Origin of the sequence: Rhodoferax koreense, assembly GCF_001955695.1 — a bacterium.
Classification (GTDB): Bacteria; Pseudomonadota; Gammaproteobacteria; order Burkholderiales; family Burkholderiaceae_C; genus Rhodoferax_B; species Rhodoferax_B koreensis.
The window spans coordinates 1,070,591-1,095,617 of sequence record NZ_CP019236.1 but is presented as its reverse complement, the minus strand read 5'-3'; the positions used below and the strand labels follow the sequence as shown (position 1 = coordinate 1,095,617).

Genomic DNA, 25,027 nt, shown 5'->3' with positions numbered 1-25,027 from the left:
AGATTGGCGTCCTGGCAGCCCTTTTCCACGGTCGGTGTTTCTCTGAAGGAAACCTCTTAGGTGGGAAGTAAAATTTCGCCGCGGGGCCAGCCGAACGCTGCGAAACCACGTATTATACAATTTTCCGCTACGTCGGGAGCAAAGTTGTTCGCTTGCTCGCCCGCCACGTCCAGACGGGCGGGCTCGTCGTCAGTGATCAGAACGCATGCCGGATGCCGACACCGTACTTGGTGGTCACGGTTTCGGCCACGACATTGTTGGGATGGGTGCTGGCATCCACCATGGCCGCATAGAGGCGCGTCCTCTTCGAGATGTCGTAGGAGCCGATCACGGCAAAGCCTTTGCCGACGCTGGTCAAGGCCCCCGCCTTGCTCTTCGAGTGGGTATAGCCGAGCGATACAGCATAGGCCGGCCCGAATGGGACGATGGCGCCGATCTGGTATTCCTTGTCCTTCGTCATGTCGTTCCTCGCCGGGTTGTAGCTGGCCATGAGTTTGGCGAAACCGAAGTCGTAGAGCGCACCGAACAACTGGTATTTGTTGGCGTCGCCGTTGGCCTGCTTCTCCTGCTGGTAGGCGTACCCGACGGTGAACGGCCCGTCGACGTACTTCAGCGCCACGGCCTCGGCGTCGGTGGATTTATTGCCAACGGTCGGCAGGTTCTTGTTCTCCCCAAAGCTCTGCAGCACCTTGGCACTGAAACCACCGATGAGCGGCGTCGTGTAGGCCACCGCGTTGTTCAACCGATACGAATAGTCGGGAATGCCGTTGTTTGCGGTCAGGCTGTCGGATTCAAAGGTGAAGGCGCTGTAGTTCTGCCGGAAGTTGATGAAAAGCTCGTCATAGGGGCTGTACAGGCGGCCAGCTTGCACGCTGCCCCATGACCCCTGCAGGCCGACATAGGCTTGCCGACCGAAAAGCAGACCGCCTTGGCCCGGCACGCCCGTCGAGAGATCGAAGCCGTTTTCAAGAACGAATGATGCCAACAAACCACCACCCAAGTCCTCGACACCGCGCACCCCAAACCGGGAACCACTGATACCTGAGGTGTCCACCACGTTCTGGCGTGTACCACTTGCCCCGGTCTTGACTTGGCTTGTCCCCATCCACAAATCAGCGATGCCATAAAGCGTCAGCGTTTGCGCGGAGGCCATCCCGCAAGCCACATAGAAACCCAAAGCCGCAAGTCTGCTCTTCATTTAGATCTATCTCCAGTTGTAAATTTGAACAACATCAAGATGTTGTCACACTTTTTAACGACAATAATGTCGGCCTGGATTGTGGGATGATTTTGATGAATGTTGACAGGTAAAAACCCTAGTGGGACCCTGTCCTGAGATAGCCCCTGCCAGCCGTACCAACCTAATGGCAGCGAAGTCCGTCAACCTGGAGAATGACGGCCATGAGAAAGAGCAGATACACCGAAGAGCAGATCATCAGCTTCATCAAGCAGGCCGAGACCGGTCTGCCGATCAAGGAGGTGTGCCGCAAAGGCGGTTTCAGCGACGCCACCTTCTACAAGTGGCGAGCCAAGTACGGCGGGATGGACGTGCCCGACGCCAAACGCTTGCGTGAGCTCGAGGCCGAGAACGACAAGCTGAAGAAACTGCTGGCCGAAGCCCATCTCGACATCCATGCGCTGAACACCGCCTTCGGGGTAAAGCGCTAGCTGTGAAGTTCCAATAGGTTGTTGCGGGTGTTCACCCGGAGAGGTTCTGAGAGACTGGAAATCGCCAAACCCCCAGTCAACTCAAATTACCAAACCGAATGAACACTCATAAGAATGCCCGATTGACCTACCTGCGTCGCTTGGAGATGGTCCAAGACCTCACAAAACGTGGCATGAGCGCATCAGATGCGGGCGCCAAGCATGGCGTCAGTGCCGTGACGGCACGCAAATGGCTGGCTCGCTACCTGGCAGACAGTGCCAATGGTCTGCTGGACAAGTCCTCGCGTCCCGAGAAGTCACCGCGCGCCATCGAGCCGCATGTCGCGCTGGCCATCGTGAAGCTGCGCCGCAAGCTGTGCCTGCAAGCCTATATCGCCTCGTACATGGGCGTGTCCAAGGCGACGGTCAGCCGTGTCCTGCGCCGAGCCGGGCTGTCGCGGCTAAGCGATCTGCGGCTCAACGAGCCTGTGCAACGGTACGAGCGCGAGAACCCCGGTGAGCTGCTGCACATCGACATCAAGAAGCTGGGGCGCTTCGAGCAGGTCGGCCACCGCATCACCGGGGACCGGACCCAGCGCGCCCGCAATGTCGGCTGGGAATACATCTTCGTGGCCGTGGACGACCACAGCCGGCTGGCCTTCACGCAGGTCTACCCCGACGAGACGAAGATCAGTGCCGGGGCGTTCCTGCGGGCCGCAGTCGCCTACTTCGCCGGCTTGCGCGTACCCATCCAACGCGTGCTCACTGACAACGGCATGTCGTTCCGATCGGCGCTGTTCGCTGAGGCGTGCCTGGAACTGGGCATCACCCAGAAGTTCACACGGGCCTATCGTCCGCAGACCAACGGCAAGGCCGAGAGGTTCATCCAGTCTGCCCTGCGCGAGTGGGCCTATGGGCACACGTACGAGAACTCACAACAGCGCTGTGCGGCCTTGCCAATTTGGACTCATTTCTATAACTGGCACCGACCGCACCACGGCATTGATCTCGTGGCACCCATCTCTCGCCTCTCCATGTCTCGAAACAACCTCTTGACACTTCACAGCTAGCCCCGCCAGCCAGGCGCGCCGCAGTGCTGGTGATGATCGAACAATGCGATCTGTCCGAGCGACGCGCGTGCCGGCTGGTGGGGCTCTCCCGCGACAGCTACCGCCACCCACCCGAGGTTGACGCCATGACCCAGGCACTCAGCGGCAAGATCATCGAGATCGCCCATGCGCGTCGGCGCTTCGGTTACCGGCGCATCCACGGCTTGCTGCGCCCGGACTTCCCAGAGGTGAACCACAAGAAGGTGTACCGGCTGTACAGTGCGGCCAACCTGGCGGGCAAGCGCAAGAAGGTCAAACGGGCGGCCAGCGAACGCGTGCCGCTGCAACTAGCACAGGGCGTCAATGAGGTGTGGAGCATGGACTTTGTCAGTGACAGCCTGAGCACCGGGCGGCGCATCAAATGCTTGACCGTGGCCGACGACTTCAGCCATGAGTGTGTGAGCATTGCCGTGGACTGGGGCATCTCGGGGCAGTACGTCACCCGGCTGCTGGACCAGGCCGCGCTCTTCAGGGGCTACCCGCAGGCGGTACGCACCGACAACGGCCCGGAGTTCACCAGCCGGGCCTTCATGGCTTGGGCCAGCACGCATGGCATCCGGCACATCCTGATCGAGCCGGGCCGCCCCATGCAGAACGGCTACATCGAAAGCTTCAATGGCAAATTCAGGGACGAGTGCCTGAATGAACAGTGGTTCCAGACGCTGAACCAGGCCCGGACCACCATCGCCGCATGGCGACAGGACTACAACGAGGTCAGGCCGCACAGCAGTTGCCAGCGGATGGCGCCGGCCAAGTTCGCCGCGTTGCATCGCCAGCGCGCTGGCGATGCAACGCGATCCTGCGCCACCACCGAAATCCATTAACCTTGCAACTAGGACTTCCGCTTTATGGGTGGTACGGCGGAAGGGGGCAGGTCAATCTGGCAACCCTACGGCACCGTCGCATAGCGCCTTTGCATCACCGGAGCAAGAGCTGCACAGCGTGTGTTCGCTGTCCCCTTACTTCAGGACAGGCGTGGAGGTAGTTGATTTGCGCAAAGCAAAACGCCCAGCCTGTTGAGGGGCTGGGCGGTTTGGGCTGTAGGAGCCTGACGATGACCTACTTTCACACGGGAACCCGCACTATCATCGGCGCGGAGTCGTTTCACTGTCCTGTTCGGGATGGGAAGGAGTGGGACCAACTCGCTATGGTCATCAGGCATAACTTGGTGCTTTGTTGATTTTGTGGTCAACAAGGCGAATTCATAGAGATTTAATCAGTACCGGGGTAGCTTTTGTGGCGTACCGGTTGTTATTTTGAATGCGTCTACTTGGCATAACTAATTCTTTGAATCACGGGATGGTGATCAAAGTTATAGGGTCAAGCCGCACGAGCAATTAGTATCAGTTAGCTTAACGCATTACTGCGCTTCCACACCTGACCTATCAACGTCCTGGTCTTGAACGACTCTTTAGGGGGCTCAAGGCCCCGGCAGATCTCATCTTGAAACGAGTTTCCCGCTTAGATGCTTTCAGCGGTTATCTCTTCCACACTTAGCTACTCGGCAATGCCACTGGCGTGACAACCGATACACCAGAGGTGTGTCCACTCCGGTCCTCTCGTACTAGGAGCAGGCTTCCTCAAATCTGCAGCGCCCACGGAAGATAGGGACCAAACTGTCTCACGACGTTTTAAACCCAGCTCACGTACCTCTTTAAATGGCGAACAGCCATACCCTTGGGACCGGCTACAGCCCCAGGATGAGATGAGCCGACATCGAGGTGCCAAACACCGCCGTCGATATGAACTCTTGGGCGGTATCAGCCTGTTATCCCCAGAGTACCTTTTATCCGTTGAGCGATGGCCCTTCCATACAGAACCACCGGATCACTATGTCCTGCTTTCGCATCTGCTCGACTTGTCAGTCTCGCAGTTAAGCACGCTTATGCCATTGCACTATCGTCACGATGTCCGACCGTAACTAGCGTACCTTCGAACTCCTCCGTTACGCTTTGGGAGGAGACCGCCCCAGTCAAACTGCCTACCATGCACTGTCCCCGATCCAGATAATGGACCTAGGTTAGAACCTCAAACACACCAGGGTGGTATTTCAACGTTGGCTCCACAAGATCTAGCGACCCTGCTTCAAAGCCTCCCACCTATCCTACACAGATCTGTTCAAAGTCCAATACAAAGCTACAGTAAAGGTTCATGGGGTCTTTCCGTCTTTCCGCGGGGAGATTGCATCATCACAAACATTTCAACTTCGCTGAGTCTCAGGAGGAGACAGTGTGGCCATCGTTACGCCATTCGTGCAGGTCGGAACTTACCCGACAAGGAATTTCGCTACCTTAGGACCGTTATAGTTACGGCCGCCGTTTACTGGGACTTCAATCAAGAGCTTGCACCCCATCATTTAATCTTCCAGCACCGGGCAGGCGTCACACCCTATACGTCCACTTTCGTGTTTGCAGAGTGCTGTGTTTTTAATAAACAGTCGCAGCCACCGATTTTTTGCAACCTCATTGGGCTCCGGGAGTAAATCCCTTCACCTACTAAAGGCACACCTTCTTCCGAAGTTACGGTGTCAATTTGCCGAGTTCCTTCTCCTGAGTTCTCTCAAGCGCCTTAGAATACTCATCTCGCGCACCAGTGTCGGTTTGCGGTACGGTCGTGTGTAGCTGAAGCTTAGTGGCTTTTCCTGGAAGCAGGGTATCACTCACTTCGGCTGCAAGCAGCCTCGTTATCACCCCTCATCTAAGCCCGGCGGATTTACCTACCAGGCACGACTACAGGCTTGAACCAACATATCCAACAGTTGGCTGAGCTAACCTTCTCCGTCCCCACATCGCACTACACATCGGTACAGGAATATTGACCTGTTTCCCATCAACTACGCATCTCTGCCTCGCCTTAGGGGCCGACTCACTCTACGCCGATGAACGTTGCGTAGAAAACCTTGCGCTTACGGCGAGGGGGCTTTTCACCCCCTTTAACGCTACTCATGTCAGCATTCGCACTTCTGATACCTCCAGCACGCTTTACAACGCACCTTCACAGGCTTACAGAACGCTCTCCTACCACTTGCAATAAATTGCAAATCCGCAGCTTCGGTAACTGGCTTAGCCCCGTTACATCTTCCGCGCAGGACGACTCGATCAGTGAGCTATTACGCTTTCTTTAAATGATGGCTGCTTCTAAGCCAACATCCTGACTGTTTTAGCCTTCCCACTTCGTTTCCCACTTAGCCAATTTTAGGGACCTTAGCTGGCGGTCTGGGTTGTTTCCCTCTTGAGTCCGGACGTTAGCACCCGGTGCTCTGTCTCCCAAGCTGTACTCGTCGGTATTCGGAGTTTGCATTGGTTTGGTAAGTCGCCATGACCCCCTAGCCAAAACAGTGCTCTACCCCCGACGGTAATACTTGAGGCACTACCTAAATAGTTTTCGGAGAGAACCAGCTATTTCCAAGTTTGTTTAGCCTTTCACCCCTATCCACAGCTCATCCGCTAGTTTTGCAACACTAGTCGGTTCGGACCTCCAGTACCTGTTACGGCACCTTCATCCTGGCCATGGATAGATCACTTGGTTTCGGGTCTACACCCAGCGACTGAGACGCCCTATTCGGACTCGGTTTCCCTACGCCTTCCCTATTCGGTTAAGCTTGCCACTGAATGTAAGTCGCTGACCCATTATACAAAAGGTACGCAGTCACCCTTGCGGGCTCCTACTTTTTGTAAGCATGCGGTTTCAGGATCTATTTCACTCCCCTCCCGGGGTTCTTTTCGCCTTTCCCTCACGGTACTAGTTCACTATCGGTCAATGATGAGTATTTAGCCTTGGAGGATGGTCCCCCCATATTCAGACAGGATTTCTCGTGTCCCGCCCTACTTGTCGCAAGCTCAGTACCACACAGGTCATTTCACGTACGGGGCTATCACCCGCTATGGCCAGCCTTTCCAAGCTGTTCCGTTATGTCTTGTGCTATCACTTGCAGGCTTCTCCGATTTCGCTCGCCACTACTTTCGGAATCTCGGTTGATGTCTTTTCCTCGAGCTACTGAGATGTTTCAGTTCACCCGGTTCGCCTCGCATGACTATGTATTCATCATGCGATACCTTTCGGTGGGTTTCCCCATTCAGAAATCTCCGGATCAAAGCTAATTTGCCAGCTCCCCGAAGCTTATCGCAGGCTATCACGTCTTTCGTCGCCTATCATTGCCAAGGCATCCACCACATGCTCTTATTCACTTGACCCTATAACTTTGATTTCTCTTATCGAGATTTCTCCGTTGTTTCAAGGAATGTCTGTCAGGTCTTGCACCTGACGCGTTATGCCGTAAACGACTCTAGCTCTTTCGAGCCATCATCGTTAATTTTGAATTTCAAACCTAAGTCTGAATATTCGTTTTGACGCAATCAAAAATTTGTCGCTAACCACCACCACCAGGCACGGTCTGCACTAAACCTTTACGAATGTGCAGTTTCCCAGAGGCAGCTAAACGGTTAGCAACACTGATTAAACTCTATGAATTTTTAATGAACAGCCGATTGACCAGGAGATCCTGATCAACAACAAAGTAGCCTCGTTAAAAGCCACTTTGGTGTTGATTTTTTTGTTGTCGAGAAAGAATTGGTGGAGGTGACAGGACTCGAACCCGCTACCTACTGCTTGCAAAGCAGCCGCTCTCCCAGCTGAGCTACACCCCCAAAGCACTAGGTATTGAAGGAATGGTGGGTCTGGTTGGTCTCGAACCAACGACCCCCGCCTTATCAAGACGGTGCTCTAACCAACTGAGCTACAGACCCGAGTCGGTCACCAGCAACCAGTCTCCAGCAAAGCCAGAGCCTCAGTCGTCAGCGACTACCTTCCAACAACCGATAAGTGTGGGCGTTCAAATTTGATTGCAGTTTCCAGAAAGGAGGTGATCCAGCCGCACCTTCCGATACGGCTACCTTGTTACGACTTCACCCCAGTCACGAACCCTGCCGTGGTAATCGCCCTCCTTGCGGTTAGGCTAACTACTTCTGGCAGAACCCGCTCCCATGGTGTGACGGGCGGTGTGTACAAGACCCGGGAACGTATTCACCGTGACATTCTGATCCACGATTACTAGCGATTCCGACTTCACGCAGTCGAGTTGCAGACTGCGATCCGGACTACGACTGGTTTTATGGGATTGGCTCCCCCTCGCGGGTTGGCAACCCTTTGTACCAGCCATTGTATGACGTGTGTAGCCCCACCTATAAGGGCCATGAGGACTTGACGTCATCCCCACCTTCCTCCGGTTTGTCACCGGCAGTCTCATTAGAGTGCCCAACTGAATGTAGCAACTAATGACAAGGGTTGCGCTCGTTGCGGGACTTAACCCAACATCTCACGACACGAGCTGACGACAGCCATGCAGCACCTGTGTTACGGCTCTCTTTCGAGCACTAAGCCATCTCTGGCAAATTCCGTACATGTCAAAGGTGGGTAAGGTTTTTCGCGTTGCATCGAATTAAACCACATCATCCACCGCTTGTGCGGGTCCCCGTCAATTCCTTTGAGTTTCAACCTTGCGGCCGTACTCCCCAGGCGGTCAACTTCACGCGTTAGCTTCGTTACTGAGTCAGTGAAGACCCAACAACCAGTTGACATCGTTTAGGGCGTGGACTACCAGGGTATCTAATCCTGTTTGCTCCCCACGCTTTCGTGCATGAGCGTCAGTACAGGCCCAGGGGATTGCCTTCGCCATCGGTGTTCCTCCGCATATCTACGCATTTCACTGCTACACGCGGAATTCCATCCCCCTCTGCCGTACTCTAGCGATGCAGTCACAAATGCAGGTCCCAGGTTGAGCCCGGGGATTTCACATCTGTCTTACATCACCGCCTGCGCACGCTTTACGCCCAGTAATTCCGATTAACGCTCGCACCCTACGTATTACCGCGGCTGCTGGCACGTAGTTAGCCGGTGCTTATTCTTACGGTACCGTCATGAGCCGTCTTTATTAGAGACAACCTTTTCGTTCCGTACAAAAGCAGTTTACAACCCGAAGGCCTTCATCCTGCACGCGGCATTGCTGGATCAGGCTTGCGCCCATTGTCCAAAATTCCCCACTGCTGCCTCCCGTAGGAGTCTGGACCGTGTCTCAGTTCCAGTGTGGCTGGTCGTCCTCTCAGACCAGCTACAGATCGTCGCCTTGGTGGGCCTTTACCCCGCCAACTAGCTAATCTGATATCGGCCGCTCCAATCGCGCGAGGCCCGAAGGTCCCCCGCTTTCATCCAGAGATCGTATGCGGTATTAGCACAGCTTTCGCTGCGTTATCCCCCACGACTGGGCACGTTCCGATATATTACTCACCCGTTCGCCACTCGCCACCAGGATTGCTCCCGTGCTGCCGTTCGACTTGCATGTGTAAGGCATGCCGCCAGCGTTCAATCTGAGCCAGGATCAAACTCTATAGTTCGATCTTGATTTTTTTGCCACCGACTATTACCACCGGTGGCCACTCAAAGAATTGAAGGAAATTCACAAGTGAATCTCTCTTCTATTTCATGAGCGTTTGATAGTGACAAGCACTAGTTCCGAAGAACTTGGCAATCGCACTCAAACGCCCACGCTTATCGGCTGTATGTTTTTAAGGAACCCGAAGAACTCAACCAGCCTCGCAGCCCGTCAACCTCTTCTTTTATCAGCGCGCTGTGATCAGCGCAGCCTTGAATTATAGCATGCTTTTTAGCCTACTTAACGCTGTTGCGTTTTCTTCAGAGCTATCTTGGATAACTCTGAAGAAAACGCCCCCCTCGAATGAGGGGGGCGTTTTGCTCGCTGTAGGAGCCTGACGATGACCTACTTTCACACGGGAACCCGCACTATCATCGGCGCGGAGTCGTTTCACTGTCCTGTTCGGGATGGGAAGGAGTGGGACCAACTCGCTATGGTCATCAGGCATAACTTGGTGCTTTGTTGATTTTGTGGTCAACAAGGCGAATTCATAGAGATTTAATCAGTACCGGGGTAGCTTTTGTGGCGTACCGGTTGTTATTTTGAATGCGTCTACTTGGCATAACTAATTCTTTGAATCACGGGATGGTGATCAAAGTTATAGGGTCAAGCCGCACGAGCAATTAGTATCAGTTAGCTTAACGCATTACTGCGCTTCCACACCTGACCTATCAACGTCCTGGTCTTGAACGACTCTTTAGGGGGCTCAAGGCCCCGGCAGATCTCATCTTGAAACGAGTTTCCCGCTTAGATGCTTTCAGCGGTTATCTCTTCCACACTTAGCTACTCGGCAATGCCACTGGCGTGACAACCGATACACCAGAGGTGTGTCCACTCCGGTCCTCTCGTACTAGGAGCAGGCTTCCTCAAATCTGCAGCGCCCACGGAAGATAGGGACCAAACTGTCTCACGACGTTTTAAACCCAGCTCACGTACCTCTTTAAATGGCGAACAGCCATACCCTTGGGACCGGCTACAGCCCCAGGATGAGATGAGCCGACATCGAGGTGCCAAACACCGCCGTCGATATGAACTCTTGGGCGGTATCAGCCTGTTATCCCCAGAGTACCTTTTATCCGTTGAGCGATGGCCCTTCCATACAGAACCACCGGATCACTATGTCCTGCTTTCGCATCTGCTCGACTTGTCAGTCTCGCAGTTAAGCACGCTTATGCCATTGCACTATCGTCACGATGTCCGACCGTAACTAGCGTACCTTCGAACTCCTCCGTTACGCTTTGGGAGGAGACCGCCCCAGTCAAACTGCCTACCATGCACTGTCCCCGATCCAGATAATGGACCTAGGTTAGAACCTCAAACACACCAGGGTGGTATTTCAACGTTGGCTCCACAAGATCTAGCGACCCTGCTTCAAAGCCTCCCACCTATCCTACACAGATCTGTTCAAAGTCCAATACAAAGCTACAGTAAAGGTTCATGGGGTCTTTCCGTCTTTCCGCGGGGAGATTGCATCATCACAAACATTTCAACTTCGCTGAGTCTCAGGAGGAGACAGTGTGGCCATCGTTACGCCATTCGTGCAGGTCGGAACTTACCCGACAAGGAATTTCGCTACCTTAGGACCGTTATAGTTACGGCCGCCGTTTACTGGGACTTCAATCAAGAGCTTGCACCCCATCATTTAATCTTCCAGCACCGGGCAGGCGTCACACCCTATACGTCCACTTTCGTGTTTGCAGAGTGCTGTGTTTTTAATAAACAGTCGCAGCCACCGATTTTTTGCAACCTCATTGGGCTCCGGGAGTAAATCCCTTCACCTACTAAAGGCACACCTTCTTCCGAAGTTACGGTGTCAATTTGCCGAGTTCCTTCTCCTGAGTTCTCTCAAGCGCCTTAGAATACTCATCTCGCGCACCAGTGTCGGTTTGCGGTACGGTCGTGTGTAGCTGAAGCTTAGTGGCTTTTCCTGGAAGCAGGGTATCACTCACTTCGGCTGCAAGCAGCCTCGTTATCACCCCTCATCTAAGCCCGGCGGATTTACCTACCAGGCACGACTACAGGCTTGAACCAACATATCCAACAGTTGGCTGAGCTAACCTTCTCCGTCCCCACATCGCACTACACATCGGTACAGGAATATTGACCTGTTTCCCATCAACTACGCATCTCTGCCTCGCCTTAGGGGCCGACTCACTCTACGCCGATGAACGTTGCGTAGAAAACCTTGCGCTTACGGCGAGGGGGCTTTTCACCCCCTTTAACGCTACTCATGTCAGCATTCGCACTTCTGATACCTCCAGCACGCTTTACAACGCACCTTCACAGGCTTACAGAACGCTCTCCTACCACTTGCAATAAATTGCAAATCCGCAGCTTCGGTAACTGGCTTAGCCCCGTTACATCTTCCGCGCAGGACGACTCGATCAGTGAGCTATTACGCTTTCTTTAAATGATGGCTGCTTCTAAGCCAACATCCTGACTGTTTTAGCCTTCCCACTTCGTTTCCCACTTAGCCAATTTTAGGGACCTTAGCTGGCGGTCTGGGTTGTTTCCCTCTTGAGTCCGGACGTTAGCACCCGGTGCTCTGTCTCCCAAGCTGTACTCGTCGGTATTCGGAGTTTGCATTGGTTTGGTAAGTCGCCATGACCCCCTAGCCAAAACAGTGCTCTACCCCCGACGGTAATACTTGAGGCACTACCTAAATAGTTTTCGGAGAGAACCAGCTATTTCCAAGTTTGTTTAGCCTTTCACCCCTATCCACAGCTCATCCGCTAGTTTTGCAACACTAGTCGGTTCGGACCTCCAGTACCTGTTACGGCACCTTCATCCTGGCCATGGATAGATCACTTGGTTTCGGGTCTACACCCAGCGACTGAGACGCCCTATTCGGACTCGGTTTCCCTACGCCTTCCCTATTCGGTTAAGCTTGCCACTGAATGTAAGTCGCTGACCCATTATACAAAAGGTACGCAGTCACCCTTGCGGGCTCCTACTTTTTGTAAGCATGCGGTTTCAGGATCTATTTCACTCCCCTCCCGGGGTTCTTTTCGCCTTTCCCTCACGGTACTAGTTCACTATCGGTCAATGATGAGTATTTAGCCTTGGAGGATGGTCCCCCCATATTCAGACAGGATTTCTCGTGTCCCGCCCTACTTGTCGCAAGCTCAGTACCACACAGGTCATTTCACGTACGGGGCTATCACCCGCTATGGCCAGCCTTTCCAAGCTGTTCCGTTATGTCTTGTGCTATCACTTGCAGGCTTCTCCGATTTCGCTCGCCACTACTTTCGGAATCTCGGTTGATGTCTTTTCCTCGAGCTACTGAGATGTTTCAGTTCACCCGGTTCGCCTCGCATGACTATGTATTCATCATGCGATACCTTTCGGTGGGTTTCCCCATTCAGAAATCTCCGGATCAAAGCTAATTTGCCAGCTCCCCGAAGCTTATCGCAGGCTATCACGTCTTTCGTCGCCTATCATTGCCAAGGCATCCACCACATGCTCTTATTCACTTGACCCTATAACTTTGATTTCTCTTATCGAGATTTCTCCGTTGTTTCAAGGAATGTCTGTCAGGTCTTGCACCTGACGCGTTATGCCGTAAACGACTCTAGCTCTTTCGAGCCATCATCGTTAATTTTGAATTTCAAACCTAAGTCTGAATATTCGTTTTGACGCAATCAAAAATTTGTCGCTAACCACCACCACCAGGCACGGTCTGCACTAAACCTTTACGAATGTGCAGTTTCCCAGAGGCAGCTAAACGGTTAGCAACACTGATTAAACTCTATGAATTTTTAATGAACAGCCGATTGACCAGGAGATCCTGATCAACAACAAAGTAGCCTCGTTAAAAGCCACTTTGGTGTTGATTTTTTTGTTGTCGAGAAAGAATTGGTGGAGGTGACAGGACTCGAACCCGCTACCTACTGCTTGCAAAGCAGCCGCTCTCCCAGCTGAGCTACACCCCCAAAGCACTAGGTATTGAAGGAATGGTGGGTCTGGTTGGTCTCGAACCAACGACCCCCGCCTTATCAAGACGGTGCTCTAACCAACTGAGCTACAGACCCGAGTCGGTCACCAGCAACCAGTCTCCAGCAAAGCCAGAGCCTCAGTCGTCAGCGACTACCTTCCAACAACCGATAAGTGTGGGCGTTCAAATTTGATTGCAGTTTCCAGAAAGGAGGTGATCCAGCCGCACCTTCCGATACGGCTACCTTGTTACGACTTCACCCCAGTCACGAACCCTGCCGTGGTAATCGCCCTCCTTGCGGTTAGGCTAACTACTTCTGGCAGAACCCGCTCCCATGGTGTGACGGGCGGTGTGTACAAGACCCGGGAACGTATTCACCGTGACATTCTGATCCACGATTACTAGCGATTCCGACTTCACGCAGTCGAGTTGCAGACTGCGATCCGGACTACGACTGGTTTTATGGGATTGGCTCCCCCTCGCGGGTTGGCAACCCTTTGTACCAGCCATTGTATGACGTGTGTAGCCCCACCTATAAGGGCCATGAGGACTTGACGTCATCCCCACCTTCCTCCGGTTTGTCACCGGCAGTCTCATTAGAGTGCCCAACTGAATGTAGCAACTAATGACAAGGGTTGCGCTCGTTGCGGGACTTAACCCAACATCTCACGACACGAGCTGACGACAGCCATGCAGCACCTGTGTTACGGCTCTCTTTCGAGCACTAAGCCATCTCTGGCAAATTCCGTACATGTCAAAGGTGGGTAAGGTTTTTCGCGTTGCATCGAATTAAACCACATCATCCACCGCTTGTGCGGGTCCCCGTCAATTCCTTTGAGTTTCAACCTTGCGGCCGTACTCCCCAGGCGGTCAACTTCACGCGTTAGCTTCGTTACTGAGTCAGTGAAGACCCAACAACCAGTTGACATCGTTTAGGGCGTGGACTACCAGGGTATCTAATCCTGTTTGCTCCCCACGCTTTCGTGCATGAGCGTCAGTACAGGCCCAGGGGATTGCCTTCGCCATCGGTGTTCCTCCGCATATCTACGCATTTCACTGCTACACGCGGAATTCCATCCCCCTCTGCCGTACTCTAGCGATGCAGTCACAAATGCAGGTCCCAGGTTGAGCCCGGGGATTTCACATCTGTCTTACATCACCGCCTGCGCACGCTTTACGCCCAGTAATTCCGATTAACGCTCGCACCCTACGTATTACCGCGGCTGCTGGCACGTAGTTAGCCGGTGCTTATTCTTACGGTACCGTCATGAGCCGTCTTTATTAGAGACAACCTTTTCGTTCCGTACAAAAGCAGTTTACAACCCGAAGGCCTTCATCCTGCACGCGGCATTGCTGGATCAGGCTTGCGCCCATTGTCCAAAATTCCCCACTGCTGCCTCCCGTAGGAGTCTGGACCGTGTCTCAGTTCCAGTGTGGCTGGTCGTCCTCTCAGACCAGCTACAGATCGTCGCCTTGGTGGGCCTTTACCCCGCCAACTAGCTAATCTGATATCGGCCGCTCCAATCGCGCGAGGCCCGAAGGTCCCCCGCTTTCATCCAGAGATCGTATGCGGTATTAGCACAGCTTTCGCTGCGTTATCCCCCACGACTGGGCACGTTCCGATATATTACTCACCCGTTCGCCACTCGCCACCAGGATTGCTCCCGTGCTGCCGTTCGACTTGCATGTGTAAGGCATGCCGCCAGCGTTCAATCTGAGCCAGGATCAAACTCTATAGTTCGATCTTGATTTTTTTGCCACCGACTATTACCACCGGTGGCCACTCAAAGAATTGAAGGAAATTCACAAGTGAATCTCTCTTCTATTTCATGAGCGTTTGATAGTGACAAGCACTAGTTCCGAAGAACTTGGCAATCGCACTCAAACGCCCACGCTTATCGGCTGTATGTTTTTAAGGAACCCGAAGAACTCAACCAGCCTCGCAGCCCGTCAACCTCTTCTTTTATCAGCGCGCTGTGATCAGCGCAGCCTTGAATTATATACCGAATTTTTTGCTACTTTCAAAAGTTTCGAAAAACTTTTTTTACTTGCAACCCACTCGACCTACTCTTCGCCTCGACCGATCTGAACAAGTCCATCATCAGCCGAGCCCTCGACTATAGCACCGTTTTGACACGCTTGGCAAGACCCGTGTGAAAAAGACAGAACAACCAAAGAAAAGAAGGGACAGGGTGGCCCGGCTGACGCCGGGCCACCCTGTCCCTTCTTCCTTATAAGCGCGAGGGAAAGCGGGCAGAGCAGCCTCCGCCGGATAATCGGCAGCAAATGTCACTCATCACCCTACTCGACGCCCAACTGGCTTTTGGACACGTCGCCCTTCTCGACAAGGCCAACTTCTCTCTGGAAACCACGGAGCGTGTAGGCCTGATCGGCCGCAACGGTGCCGGCAAGTCTTCCCTGCTGAAGATTCTGGGGGGCATGGAAAAGCCCGACGACGGCTCCATGCATGTCCAGCAGAACCTGCGCATTGCGTATGTGGCGCAGGAGCCCACGCTCGACCCGGCCGCGACCGTGTTCGTCGCCGCCAGCGCGGGCCTGGCCGCTGTGATCGCCATCCGTGATCTCTATCTGTCTGGCGCGGACGGCGTGGACCTGGACAAGCTGCAGTCGCAGATCGAGGCCTATGACGCCTGGAACTGGGAGCAGCGCGTCGAGGAAACCTTGCATCGCCTGCACCTGGACCCCGACGCCATCGTCGGCAACCTGTCTGGCGGCACCAAGAAACGTGTGGCACTGGCCCAGGCGCTGGTGGCCAAGCCCGACGTTCTGCTGCTCGACGAGCCGACCAACCACTTGGACCTGGACTCCATCGAATGGCTGGAAGACCTCCTGGTGGACTTCAAGGGCAGCATCATCACCATCACCCACGATCGCAGCTTCCTGAACCGCGTCGCCACCCGTATCGTCGAGCTGGATCGCGGCAAGCTCACCTCCTACCCTGGCAACTTCGAACAATATGTGCTGCAGAAGGAAGAGCAACTGGCCCAGGAAGCCGTGATCTCCGCCAAGGCCGACAAGCTCCTCGCTCAAGAGGAAATCTGGATCCGCAAAGGCGTGGAGGCGCGCCGCACGCGCAGCCAGAGCCGCATCGGCCGGCTTGAAGCGTTGCGCGCCAGCCGCGCCGCACGCCGTGAAGCCCAGGGTAGCGTGAACCTGGATGTGGCCTCAGGCCAATCCAGCGGCAAGATCGTGGCCGAGCTCACCGACGTGAGCAAAGCGTTCGGCGACAAAATCATTGTGAAGGGCTTCAGCGACGTCATCCTGCGTGGCGACAAAGTGGGCCTGCTCGGCGCCAACGGCGCGGGCAAAACGACCCTTCTCAAACTGATCCTCGGCGAAATCCAACCCGACAGCGGCAAGGTGCGCCAGGGTGCGAACCTGCAGGTCGCGTATTTTGACCAGATGCGCAACGCGCTCGATCTCGACGCCACGCTTGAAGACTTCATCAGCCCCGGCAGCGAATGGATCGAGATCGGCAACCAGCGAAAACACGTCAAGAGCTACCTGGGCGACTTCCTGTTCTCGCCGGCCCGCGCCAACTCCCCGGTCCGCTCACTGTCGGGCGGCGAACGCAACCGCCTGCTGCTGGCGCGGCTGTTCGCACGGCCGGCCAACGTGCTGGTGCTCGACGAACCGACTAACGACCTCGACATCGATACGCTGGAATTGCTCGAAGACCTGCTGCAGAACTACGACGGCACCGTCTTCCTGGTGAGCCATGACCGCGCCTTCCTCGACAACGTGGTCACCAGCATCATCGCGCATGAGCCCGAGGAACGCCCCGGCTTCTGGCGCGAATACGAGGGCAGCGTTCAGGACTGGCTGGTCCAGAGCAAACGCGCCAAGGCGATCGCCGACGCCGCGGCCAAAACCACACCCGCGCGCATGGAGGAGAAACGCAGTGCCCCGGCTGCGCCAGTAGCCGCCGCTCCTTCTTCAGCCCCCGCGCCGAAGGCACGCAAGCTCAGCTACAAAGAGCAGCGCGAACTCGATGCCCTACCCCAGCAGATCGCGGCACTGGAACAGGAACAACAAGCCATTGCGGCGGAGATGGCCGACGGCAGCCTCTACATGCGCGATGCGGCACGAGCCGCCAGCCTGGGTCAGCGCAATGCGGAGATCGACGACCTGCTGCTGCAGGCTCTCGAACGCTGGGAAGCGCTGGGCGCCTGAGCCCGAGGCCGCCCGCCATTGCCGAAATGGTTGCGCGCCTACAGCCAGGCTCGTGGCGCTGCAGTAGAGTGGCCGCACCATGCACCCCGCCCCCCGACTGCTTCGCCGGCCCAGCGCCCTGAGCCTTCATTTTCCCACGCCGGCGTGGCTCGCCAGTCTGCTGATCGCGGCCATCATGGCCGGCCTCGGCGGCTGCGCGAGCCTGCCGAGCAATGTCGACCGACCCGTCAGTACGGCGCTTGCGCAGCCTGAAACGACGTCGCTGGGCCGGCTGGTGCAAACCCAGTCCGCCGCAGCCGGCGCGGGTCAGCGGTCCGGCTTCCGACTGCTCAGCGGTGCCGACCGGGCCTACACCAGCCGGCTCGCACTGGTGGAAGCTGCGGAGAAAACCCTCGACCTTCAGTACTACGCGATCCATGCCGACGCCAGCACCGACCTGATCGTCGCCCGCCTGCGTGAGGCGGCGAAGCGCGGCGTCCGCGTGCGGATCCTGCTCGACGACCTCCACACTGTCGGCCCGGACGCGCAGGTGCTGCAACTCGCTTTCGAGCCCAATATCGACATCCGCCTGTTCAATCCCGTGCCGGGCTCGCGCGGCTCGATGCTGGGCCGGCTGGTCGGCGCACTCGGCGACCCCGCGCAGGCACAACGACGCATGCACAACAAGCTGTTCATTGCCGACAACGCGCTCGGCATCGCCGGCGGACGCAACCTCGGGGATGCCTATTTTGGCCAGGGCCAGGACAGCAACTTCGTCGACCTTGACGTGCTGGCCGCCGGGCCGATCGTGCGGGACCTGTCCAGGAGCTTCGACAGCTACTGGAACAACCCACTTGCCTACCCGGTGCAGACCTTGCTCACATCGGAAGAAGTCGCCGCGCTGAAGAAAGTACCGACAGCTGCCGCATCCCAGGCGGCTACGGACTCGACAGAGTCCAAGGCCAACGCCGTACTGGCCAACGCGCCGTCGGCGCCCCCGCCCGGCGGCGCCACGGCCAGCACCAGTGAAGCCATGGCCGCCTCGCCGCTCGGCGCACTGGCCGTGCCATCGCTGCTCGACATGCAGCGCCTACCGCTGACCTGGGCGCCGGCCATCATGCTCGCCGACCAGCCCAGCAAGATCGAAGGCGACGAGGGCGACGCCGAACCCACGGTCGTCGATGGCCTGCTCGGCCTGATGCAACGCGCCCAGAAAGACATGCTGGTGATCTCGCCCTACTTCGTGCCGGGCGAGCGCATGCTCGACGTGATGAAGACGATGCGTGAGCGCGGCGTACGGATCCGCGTGCTGACCAACTCCCTGGCGTCCAACGATGCACCGCTGGCCCATGCGGGTTATGCACGCTACCGCGAGCGACTCCTGGACATCGGCGTGGAACTCTATGAAATGCGCACCGAGCAGGGCGGTGAACGTTCGGCGTTCGGCTCCAGCATGTCGGGCAGCGGCAACGGCGGCGGGCGCGCGTCGCTGGCCGGCTCCGGTGACGGCAGTCTGGTGGGCGGCTCGCGTGCCAGCCTGCATTCCAAGGCCCTGGTCATCGACGAGCGACTGGTGATCATCGGATCCATGAACCTGGACTTGCGCTCCAAGCTGCAGAACAGCGAAATTGCCTTGCTGATGCGCAGTCCGGATCTGGCGCAGCGGTCGATGCGCTTGATCGAACCCACGATGTTGACCGGCGCCTACCGCGTCGAGTCGAAAGATGGTCGGCTGGTTTGGCATGCGCCGCAAGGCTCTGGCCTGCCCGACAGCACGACCGAACCCGACGCCAGCCTGAGCCTGCGCCTGCTGCTCAAGATCGTTGGCCCCCTCGCGCCCGAGGAGCTGCTCTAGCCGCCGCGCTCAGATGCGGTTGTGCAGCCGGTCGCCGCTGGCTCCTAGCTTGGCCAGCAGCGCGCCAGCGATCTTGTCCAATGGCAGCACTTCGTCGGCCGCACCATGGGCGATGGCTTCTCTCGGCATGCCGAAGACCACACAGCTGGCCTCGTCCTGCACGAAGTTGTAGCTACCTTTGTCGCGCATCTCGCGCATCGCGCGGGCGCCGTCGTTGCCCATGCCGGTCAGCATGATGCCGTAGGCGTTGCGACCGACCACCGCGGCCGCGGACAGGAACAGGACCTCCACCGATGGCTTGTGGCGGTTCACCGGCTCGGTGTCCTCCACCACCGCCACATAGTTGGCGCCGCTGCGGTCCACACGGAACTGTTTGCCACCCGGAGCGATGTAGGCATGGCCCGGCAGGATGCGTTCGCCATGCGCGGCTTCCTTGACCGTGATCTGGCACAGACCGTTGAGCCGCGCGGCAAAGCTGGTGGTGAAACCGGGCGGCATGTGCTGTGTGATGACAATGGCCGGCGAGTCGGCAGGCATATGCACCAGAATTTCCTTCACGGCCTCGGTGCCGCCCGTGGAGGCGCCGATGCAGATCATCTTTTCGGTCGAGATGCGGCCGATCAGGGTGTTCGCCGGGCGCGGCGCCGTCTGCGCAATCCCGGGAGCGGCGGCGACTGGCACCGGCGGACGGCGGAACTTGGCCACGGCAGCCACTCGCACCTTATCGACAATCTGCGAAGCCAGCTCGTTCAGCCCATTGGCCAAACCGATGCGCGGCTTGGCCACGAAATCGACCGCACCGAGCTCGAGCGCGCGCATCGTGACTTCGGCGCCCTTGTCGGTCAGCGTGGAGATCATCACCACCGGCATCGGACGCAGCCGCATCAACCGACCGAGGAAATCGATGCCGTCCATGCGGGGCATCTCCACGTCAAGCGTGATCACGTCCGGATCCAGCTCGCGGATCATCTCGCGTGCCACCAGCGGGTCGTTGGCCGCGCCAACGCACACCATGTCGGGCTGCCTGTTGATGATTTCGGTGAGCAAGCTGCGCACCAGCGCAGAGTCATCCACCACCACCACCCGTATCTTCTTCGTGGCCACGCTGATTACCTTCAAACTTAAAACAGATCGACCGAGCCGCCCGACGTGGTCTGCGCCACGGCCACCGCGTTGCCGCGGCGCTCGTTGACGATTTGCTCGGGATGGGCATGGGCCAGGCGCTTGACCATGGCCTTGCCGGTGACCGGAAAGAAACACACCTTGCGCGGATAGATGTCGAGCACATCCTGCGACAGCAGCGGGATGCGCTCGGTCTGCAGGTAATCGATGACGAAGTCGGTGTTGCGCTCCCCCACGTTCATGGTGGTGAAGTTGCTCATCACCTGGGCGCCGCCGAAGATCTTGGCCTGCAGGGATTCGCGCCGCGCACCGCTCTTGAGCATCTCATTGATCAGCAACTCCATCGCATACGAACCGTAGCGACCGAAGCCACTGCCGTCATCGCCGTCGGGCAGCATGAAATGATTCATGCCCCCGATCTGCGCACGCGAATCCCACAGGCAAGCGGCGATGCAGGAGCCAAGCACGGTCATGATCACCAGGTTTTCGTCCGACACGAAATACTCCCCAGGCAACACCTTCACGGCGTTGTACTGGAAGTGATGGTCGGTGTAGAAGAACGAGGCCTCGCCGGGCTTACGCTTCTGGCTCTTCAACTCTTCGATCGAGGAAGTGTGGGCCACATGCGGCGCGCCCGGCGTGAATGAATTGATGCGAGGGCCGCTGCGGCGCTCGGGCACCGGACCGTTGGTCAGCACGCCTGCGGCCATCCGCTGTGCCAGCGTCGGTCCGGTGGTTCTTGGAATGTCCATCTTTCAGCGCCCCACGATTGGATTACCGACGCTCATAGACCGTCTTGCCGCGCAAGGTGAAGAGGTCACGCGATTCGCTGAAGTTCTCGGCATGACCGACGAACAACATGCCACCCGGCTTCATCACGCGGTGGATGCGCTCGAGCACGCCTCGCTGTGTCGGGGCGTCGAAATAGATCATCACATTGCGGCAGAACACCACGTCGAACGGCTCGCGAAACGGCCAGTCGTCACGGATCAGGTTCACACTCAGGAACTCGATGAAGCGCCGCATCTCGGGTTTGGCGCGCACCAGGCCCGCATTCGAATCCTTGCCTCGCAGGAAGAAGCGTTGCATGCGCTCCGGGCTCAGGCCCTTCAGGTTGTCCAGCTTGTAGATGCCCTGTGCGGCCGAGGCCAGCACCTTGGAATCGATGTCGCTGGCCATGAGCTTGAAGGCGGCGTTCGCCCCCAGCGATTCGAGCGCCGTCATGACGATCGAATATGGCTCCTCGCCGGTGGATGCCGCATTGCACCACACGCGCCAAGGTACACCGGCGGGCTTGGACTTGAGCAGGTCGGCAAAAATCTCGAAGTGGTGCTGCTCTCGAAAAAACGCCGTCAGGTTGGTGGTGAGCGCGTTGACGAACTCCTGCCATTCCGGACCATCGTGGTTCTCCAACCAGCCCAGGTACTCCCGAAAGCTGCTGTGGCCGGTATCGCGCAAGCGCCGCGACAGGCGGCTATAGACCATGGCGTGTTTGCCGTCGTGCAGGTTGATGCCCGCCCGCTGGTAGATCAGCTTCTGGACTCTTTCGAAGTCGGCGTCGGTCCAGACGAACTCGCGCCCCTCCATCACCGGGCCGGTGGCTTGGCCGAAAGGCTGCGTGGTGGCACCCATGACCGACCTAGCTGGCCACCAGCCCCATGTCCACGCCCGACATGAGGCGCTCGATGTCGAGCAGGATCAGCATGCGCTCGCCCACCGAGCCCAGACCCAGGATGCAGCCGGCGTCGATGATGCTCTCGATGTCCGGTGCCGCCTTGATGCTTTCGGGTGGCAACTCCAGAACGTCGCTCACCGAATCGACCACGATGCCGACGATGCGGTTGCGCAAATTCAGGATGATGACGACGGTGAAGCTGTTGTATTCCGCTTCCGAGCAGTTGAACTTCAACCGCATATCGATGATCGGCACAATGGTGCCACGCAGGTTGACCACGCCCTTGATGAACGCCGGTGAATTGGCGATGCGCGTGGGCGGCTCATAGCCGCGGATCTCCTGCACCTTCAGGATGTCGATGCCATACTCTTCCTGGCTCAGCCGGAATGTCAGGTACTCGCGGGCGGTCGTACTCAATTCACCGATTTTTTCTGCTGCTCCCATGGGGCTCTCCTTCAAATCTTGGGGTCGTTCGATGCAATGCGGCTCAGCGCTTCGACGCCCGGCTCAATGCCGGGAGCGCCGCACCAGCGCACCGATGTCGAGAATCAGGGCGACCTTGCCGTCGCCCATGATGGTGGCGCCGGACACGTTCGGCACCTTGCGGTAGTTGGATTCGAGGTTCTTCACCACGACCTGGTGCTGGCCCAGCAATTCGTTGACCAGCAGGGCCACGCGGCTGCCTTCGGACTCGACGACGACCATGATGCTGTTCGACTTCTCGAAGTCGAAACGCGGCACCTGAAAGACCTTTTCGAGCTCGATCACCGGCATGTATTCCTCGCGCACCTTCACCAGTTGCGAACCTTGCGCCACGGTGCTGACGGCCTCGTCGTTCACCTGGAAGGACTCCACCACCGAGGACAGCGGCAGGATGTAGACCTCGTCGCCGACACTGACCGACATGCCGTCCATGATGGCCAGCGTCAACGGCAGCCGCACCGACACCTTCATGCCGTAGCCTTCGGAGGAGTCGATGTCCACCGTGCCATTGAGCGCGGCGATGTTGCGCTTGACCACGTCCATGCCGACGCCACGGCCCGACACATCGGTCACGGTTTCGGCGGTGGAGAAGCCTGGCGCGAAGATCAATTGCCAGACTTCGGCGTCGCTCATGGCATTGCTGACCTCGATGCCGCGCTCGCGGGCCTTGGCGAGGATCTTCTCGCGCGACATGCCGCGGCCGTCGTCGCGCACCTCGATCACGATCGAGCCGCCCTGGTGCGAGGCCGACAAGGTGATCGTGCCGTGTTCCGACTTGCCGGCAGCCAGACGGTCCTTCGGCATTTCGATGCCGTGGTCGCAGCTGTTGCGCACCAGGTGGGTCAGCGGGTCGGTGATCTTCTCGACCAGGCCCTTGTCGAGCTCGGTGGCTTCGCCCTGGGTGACGAACTCCACCTTCTTGCCCAGCTTGTTGGCGAGGTCGCGCAGCATCCGCGGGAACCGGCTGAACACGATGGACATCGGGATCATGCGGATCGACATCACCGACTCCTGCAGGTCGCGCGTGTTGCGATCCAGGTCGGCCAGGCCGGCGAACAGTTGCTGGTGCAGCGCCGGGTCCAGGCCCTGGCTGTTCTGCGCGAGCATGGCCTGGGTGATGACGAGTTCACCGACCAGGTTGATGAGTTGATCGACCTTCTTGATGTCGACACGGATGGTGGTGGCTTCGAGCGGCGCCGGGATCGGCGCCTTTCCGGCGGCGTCGGCCTTGCCTGCCCCAGCTGGTGCCGCCGCGGCGGTGGCCGGTGTCACCGCCGCTGGCGTGGCGACCGGCGCCGGCGCTTCCTCGGGCACGCCGGGCGCACCGGCGAAAAAGCCGAAATCCTCTTCGTCCACCGTCGTGGCCACCGGCGAGTCGGCTGCGGCGGATCCCGCACCGGCGGGTTCGGCCACGCCGGCTTCTGCCAGGTCGCGGATCACCACCAGTTCTTTCGAGACATGGAAGATGAACAGGTCGAGCAGATCGCCATCGGACGAGCTGGTATGCACTTCATAGACACGGGTGTCGGTGCGGTCGCTGGGCAGCGCCGTCATGGTGCCGAGCCCGGGAATGTCGCGGAACAGTTCCTGCAGCGCATCGGCCTGCTCGGGCTTGTCCATCGGGCCGATTCGAATTTCAAGCACACGGCTGCCATCGGCTTTTTTGGGCATCTGTGCCGCAGCCGCCGCAACCGGTGCCGGCGCGGGCGCTGGGGCGACCACGGGAGCAGGGGCAGGCGCAGGGGCGGCCGGCACCTCGCCCGCGGCCAGCGCGCTGATGCGCTGAACCAGGTCGGAGGTCGACACCGCCGCCCCCTCGCCGCCAGCTTGATGCCGCGCCAACAGGCTGCGCGATGCATCTGCCGACTCCAGCAACGCATCCACCATCGGCGAGATCAACTGCAGTTCATGGCGGCGCAGCTTGTCGAGCAGCGACTCCATCTGGTGTGTGAGTTCGGCCACGTCGGAAAACCCGAACGTGGCCGCGCCGCCCTTGATCGAATGGGCGCAACGGAAGATGCCGTTGAGCTCCTCGTCGTCGGTCTTGGCCAGGTCCAGATCGAGCAGCATCTGCTCCATCTGGTCGAGGTTCTCGCCGGCCTCCTCGAAGAAAATCTGATAGAACTGGGTGAGATCGAAATCGGCCCCGCCCGATGGTTCCTGATGCATTTCAGCCATGCTGACTCCTGTTTCTTTTTCTGAACGCGCCGCCCGACGGGCTCAACGCATGACCTTCTGGATGACTTCGATCAGCCGCGCGGGATCGAAGGGCTTGACCAGCCAGCCCGTCGCCCCGGCCGTGCGCCCGGCCTGTTTCATCTGATCGCTTGACTCCGTGGTCAGCATCAGGATCGGCGTGGTCTTGAAATTGGGATGCTGGCGCAACAGCCGGGTCAGACCCAGGCCATCGAGCCGCGGCATGTTCTGGTCGGCAAGCACCAGATCGATCGCGTGGGTCTGCGCCTTCTCGTACGCATCCTGGCCGTCGACCGCCTCCACGACGTGGTAACCCGCCCCGGTCAACGTGAAAGACACCATCTTCCGCATGGAAGGAGAGTCATCGACGGCTAGTATCGAATACATGGAAAACTCCAGCTAAATA

At 57.6% G+C, this 25,027-nt stretch carries 10 protein-coding genes, 4 tRNA genes, 6 rRNA genes and 2 pseudogenes; 5 read left to right on the top strand and 17 right to left on the bottom strand.

Going from position 1 to position 25,027, the window contains the following annotated elements:
• Nucleotides 1-196: 196 nt before the first annotated feature.
• A complete protein-coding gene (locus RD110_RS05230; protein ID WP_083686105.1) occupies nucleotides 197-1,198 on the bottom strand; it encodes a porin in 1,002 nt (333 codons plus the stop codon).
• A gap of 203 nt (nucleotides 1,199-1,401) precedes the next feature.
• Here RD110_RS05230 and RD110_RS05225 point away from each other — a divergent pair.
• From RD110_RS05225 to RD110_RS05215, 3 genes and pseudogenes are all read left to right on the top strand, one after another.
• A pseudogene (locus RD110_RS05225) lies at nucleotides 1,402-1,662 on the top strand (transposase); the annotation flags it as partial.
• Between the two features lie 104 nt (nucleotides 1,663-1,766).
• Nucleotides 1,767-2,717: an IS481 family transposase gene (locus RD110_RS05220; RefSeq protein WP_076197323.1), complete on the top strand. Its 951-nt coding sequence runs from the start codon at nucleotides 1,767-1,769 to the stop codon at nucleotides 2,715-2,717.
• Nucleotides 2,714-3,580: pseudogene (locus RD110_RS05215) on the top strand (IS3 family transposase); the annotation flags it as partial. The gene RD110_RS05220 and the pseudogene RD110_RS05215, both read left to right, overlap by 4 nt.
• 222 nt (nucleotides 3,581-3,802) lie before the next feature.
• On the opposite strand, the gene rrf (RD110_RS05210) reads toward RD110_RS05215, so the two are convergent.
• The 10 genes from rrf (RD110_RS05210) to RD110_RS05165 form a co-directional block, all read right to left on the bottom strand.
• A 5S ribosomal RNA gene (gene rrf / locus RD110_RS05210) occupies nucleotides 3,803-3,915 on the bottom strand.
• Nucleotides 3,916-4,072: 157 nt separating this feature from the next.
• Nucleotides 4,073-6,949 (bottom strand): 23S ribosomal RNA (locus RD110_RS05205).
• A gap of 377 nt (nucleotides 6,950-7,326) precedes the next feature.
• A tRNA-Ala gene (locus RD110_RS05200) sits at nucleotides 7,327-7,402 on the bottom strand.
• Between the two features lie 22 nt (nucleotides 7,403-7,424).
• A tRNA-Ile gene (locus tag RD110_RS05195) sits at nucleotides 7,425-7,501 on the bottom strand.
• 109 nt (nucleotides 7,502-7,610) lie between these two features.
• A 16S ribosomal RNA gene (locus tag RD110_RS05190) occupies nucleotides 7,611-9,145 on the bottom strand.
• Nucleotides 9,146-9,515: 370 nt separating this feature from the next.
• Nucleotides 9,516-9,628 (bottom strand): 5S ribosomal RNA (gene rrf / locus RD110_RS05185).
• 157 nt (nucleotides 9,629-9,785) lie between these two features.
• Nucleotides 9,786-12,662: ribosomal RNA gene (locus tag RD110_RS05180) — 23S ribosomal RNA — on the bottom strand.
• A 377-nt stretch (nucleotides 12,663-13,039) separates the two neighbouring features.
• Nucleotides 13,040-13,115: transfer RNA gene (locus RD110_RS05175), tRNA-Ala, on the bottom strand.
• Between the two features lie 22 nt (nucleotides 13,116-13,137).
• Nucleotides 13,138-13,214 (bottom strand) — tRNA-Ile (locus RD110_RS05170).
• A gap of 109 nt (nucleotides 13,215-13,323) precedes the next feature.
• Nucleotides 13,324-14,858 (bottom strand): 16S ribosomal RNA (locus tag RD110_RS05165).
• The 16S, 23S and 5S rRNA genes sit together here with 4 tRNA genes alongside, the layout of an rRNA operon.
• A gap of 545 nt (nucleotides 14,859-15,403) precedes the next feature.
• On the opposite strand from RD110_RS05165, the gene RD110_RS05160 reads away from it, so the two are divergent.
• Both RD110_RS05160 and RD110_RS05155 read left to right on the top strand, forming a co-directional pair.
• Complete coding sequence (locus RD110_RS05160) at nucleotides 15,404-17,311, top strand: ATP-binding cassette domain-containing protein (protein WP_076197321.1); 1,908 nt, start codon at nucleotides 15,404-15,406, stop codon at nucleotides 17,309-17,311.
• Between the two features lie 79 nt (nucleotides 17,312-17,390).
• Nucleotides 17,391-19,145 (top strand): phospholipase D family protein, encoded by a 1,755-nt coding sequence (locus RD110_RS05155; RefSeq protein WP_076197319.1) that lies wholly within the window; start codon nucleotides 17,391-17,393, stop codon nucleotides 19,143-19,145.
• 9 nt (nucleotides 19,146-19,154) lie between these two features.
• On the opposite strand, the gene RD110_RS05150 is transcribed toward RD110_RS05155, so the two are convergent.
• The 6 genes from RD110_RS05150 to RD110_RS05125 all read right to left on the bottom strand — a co-directional run bounded on the left by RD110_RS05150 (nucleotide 19,155) and on the right by RD110_RS05125 (nucleotide 25,008).
• Nucleotides 19,155-20,249 (bottom strand): protein-glutamate methylesterase/protein-glutamine glutaminase, encoded by a 1,095-nt coding sequence (locus tag RD110_RS05150; protein ID WP_076204401.1) that lies wholly within the window; start codon nucleotides 20,247-20,249, stop codon nucleotides 19,155-19,157.
• Nucleotides 20,250-20,266: 17 nt separating this feature from the next.
• On the bottom strand, nucleotides 20,267-20,977 hold the full coding sequence (cheD, locus tag RD110_RS05145) for a chemoreceptor glutamine deamidase CheD (RefSeq protein ID WP_076197317.1): 711 nt from the start codon (nucleotides 20,975-20,977) through the stop codon (nucleotides 20,267-20,269).
• A 64-nt stretch (nucleotides 20,978-21,041) separates the two neighbouring features.
• Nucleotides 21,042-21,899, bottom strand: a complete 858-nt coding sequence (locus tag RD110_RS05140; protein WP_076197315.1) for a CheR family methyltransferase — start codon at nucleotides 21,897-21,899, stop codon at nucleotides 21,042-21,044.
• Nucleotides 21,900-21,906: 7 nt separating this feature from the next.
• Nucleotides 21,907-22,386, bottom strand: a complete 480-nt coding sequence (locus RD110_RS05135) for a chemotaxis protein CheW (protein ID WP_076197313.1) — start codon at nucleotides 22,384-22,386, stop codon at nucleotides 21,907-21,909.
• Nucleotides 22,387-22,449: 63 nt separating this feature from the next.
• Nucleotides 22,450-24,603: a chemotaxis protein CheW gene (locus RD110_RS05130; RefSeq protein WP_076197311.1), complete on the bottom strand. Its 2,154-nt coding sequence runs from the start codon at nucleotides 24,601-24,603 to the stop codon at nucleotides 22,450-22,452.
• A 42-nt stretch (nucleotides 24,604-24,645) separates the two neighbouring features.
• Entirely contained in the window at nucleotides 24,646-25,008 is a 363-nt protein-coding gene (locus RD110_RS05125; RefSeq protein ID WP_076197309.1) for a response regulator, read from the bottom strand.
• Nucleotides 25,009-25,027: the final 19 nt, after the last annotated feature.

Bases quoted from the DNA above. Each gene is read 5' to 3' on its own strand.
- RD110_RS05230 (WP_083686105.1), bottom strand. From the start codon at position 1,198: ATGAAGAGCAGACTTGCGGCTTTGGGTTTCTATGTGGCTTGCGGGATG.
- RD110_RS05220 (WP_076197323.1), top strand. From the start codon at position 1,767: ATGAACACTCATAAGAATGCCCGATTGACCTACCTGCGTCGCTTGGAG.
- RD110_RS05160 (WP_076197321.1), top strand. From the start codon at position 15,404: ATGTCACTCATCACCCTACTCGACGCCCAACTGGCTTTTGGACACGTC.
- RD110_RS05155 (WP_076197319.1), top strand. From the start codon at position 17,391: ATGCACCCCGCCCCCCGACTGCTTCGCCGGCCCAGCGCCCTGAGCCTT.
- cheD (WP_076197317.1), bottom strand. From the start codon at position 20,977: ATGGCCGCAGGCGTGCTGACCAACGGTCCGGTGCCCGAGCGCCGCAGC.
- RD110_RS05140 (WP_076197315.1), bottom strand. From the start codon at position 21,899: ATGGGTGCCACCACGCAGCCTTTCGGCCAAGCCACCGGCCCGGTGATG.
- RD110_RS05135 (WP_076197313.1), bottom strand. From the start codon at position 22,386: ATGGGAGCAGCAGAAAAAATCGGTGAATTGAGTACGACCGCCCGCGAG.
- RD110_RS05130 (WP_076197311.1), bottom strand. From the start codon at position 24,603: ATGGCTGAAATGCATCAGGAACCATCGGGCGGGGCCGATTTCGATCTC.
- RD110_RS05125 (WP_076197309.1), bottom strand. From the start codon at position 25,008: ATGTATTCGATACTAGCCGTCGATGACTCTCCTTCCATGCGGAAGATG.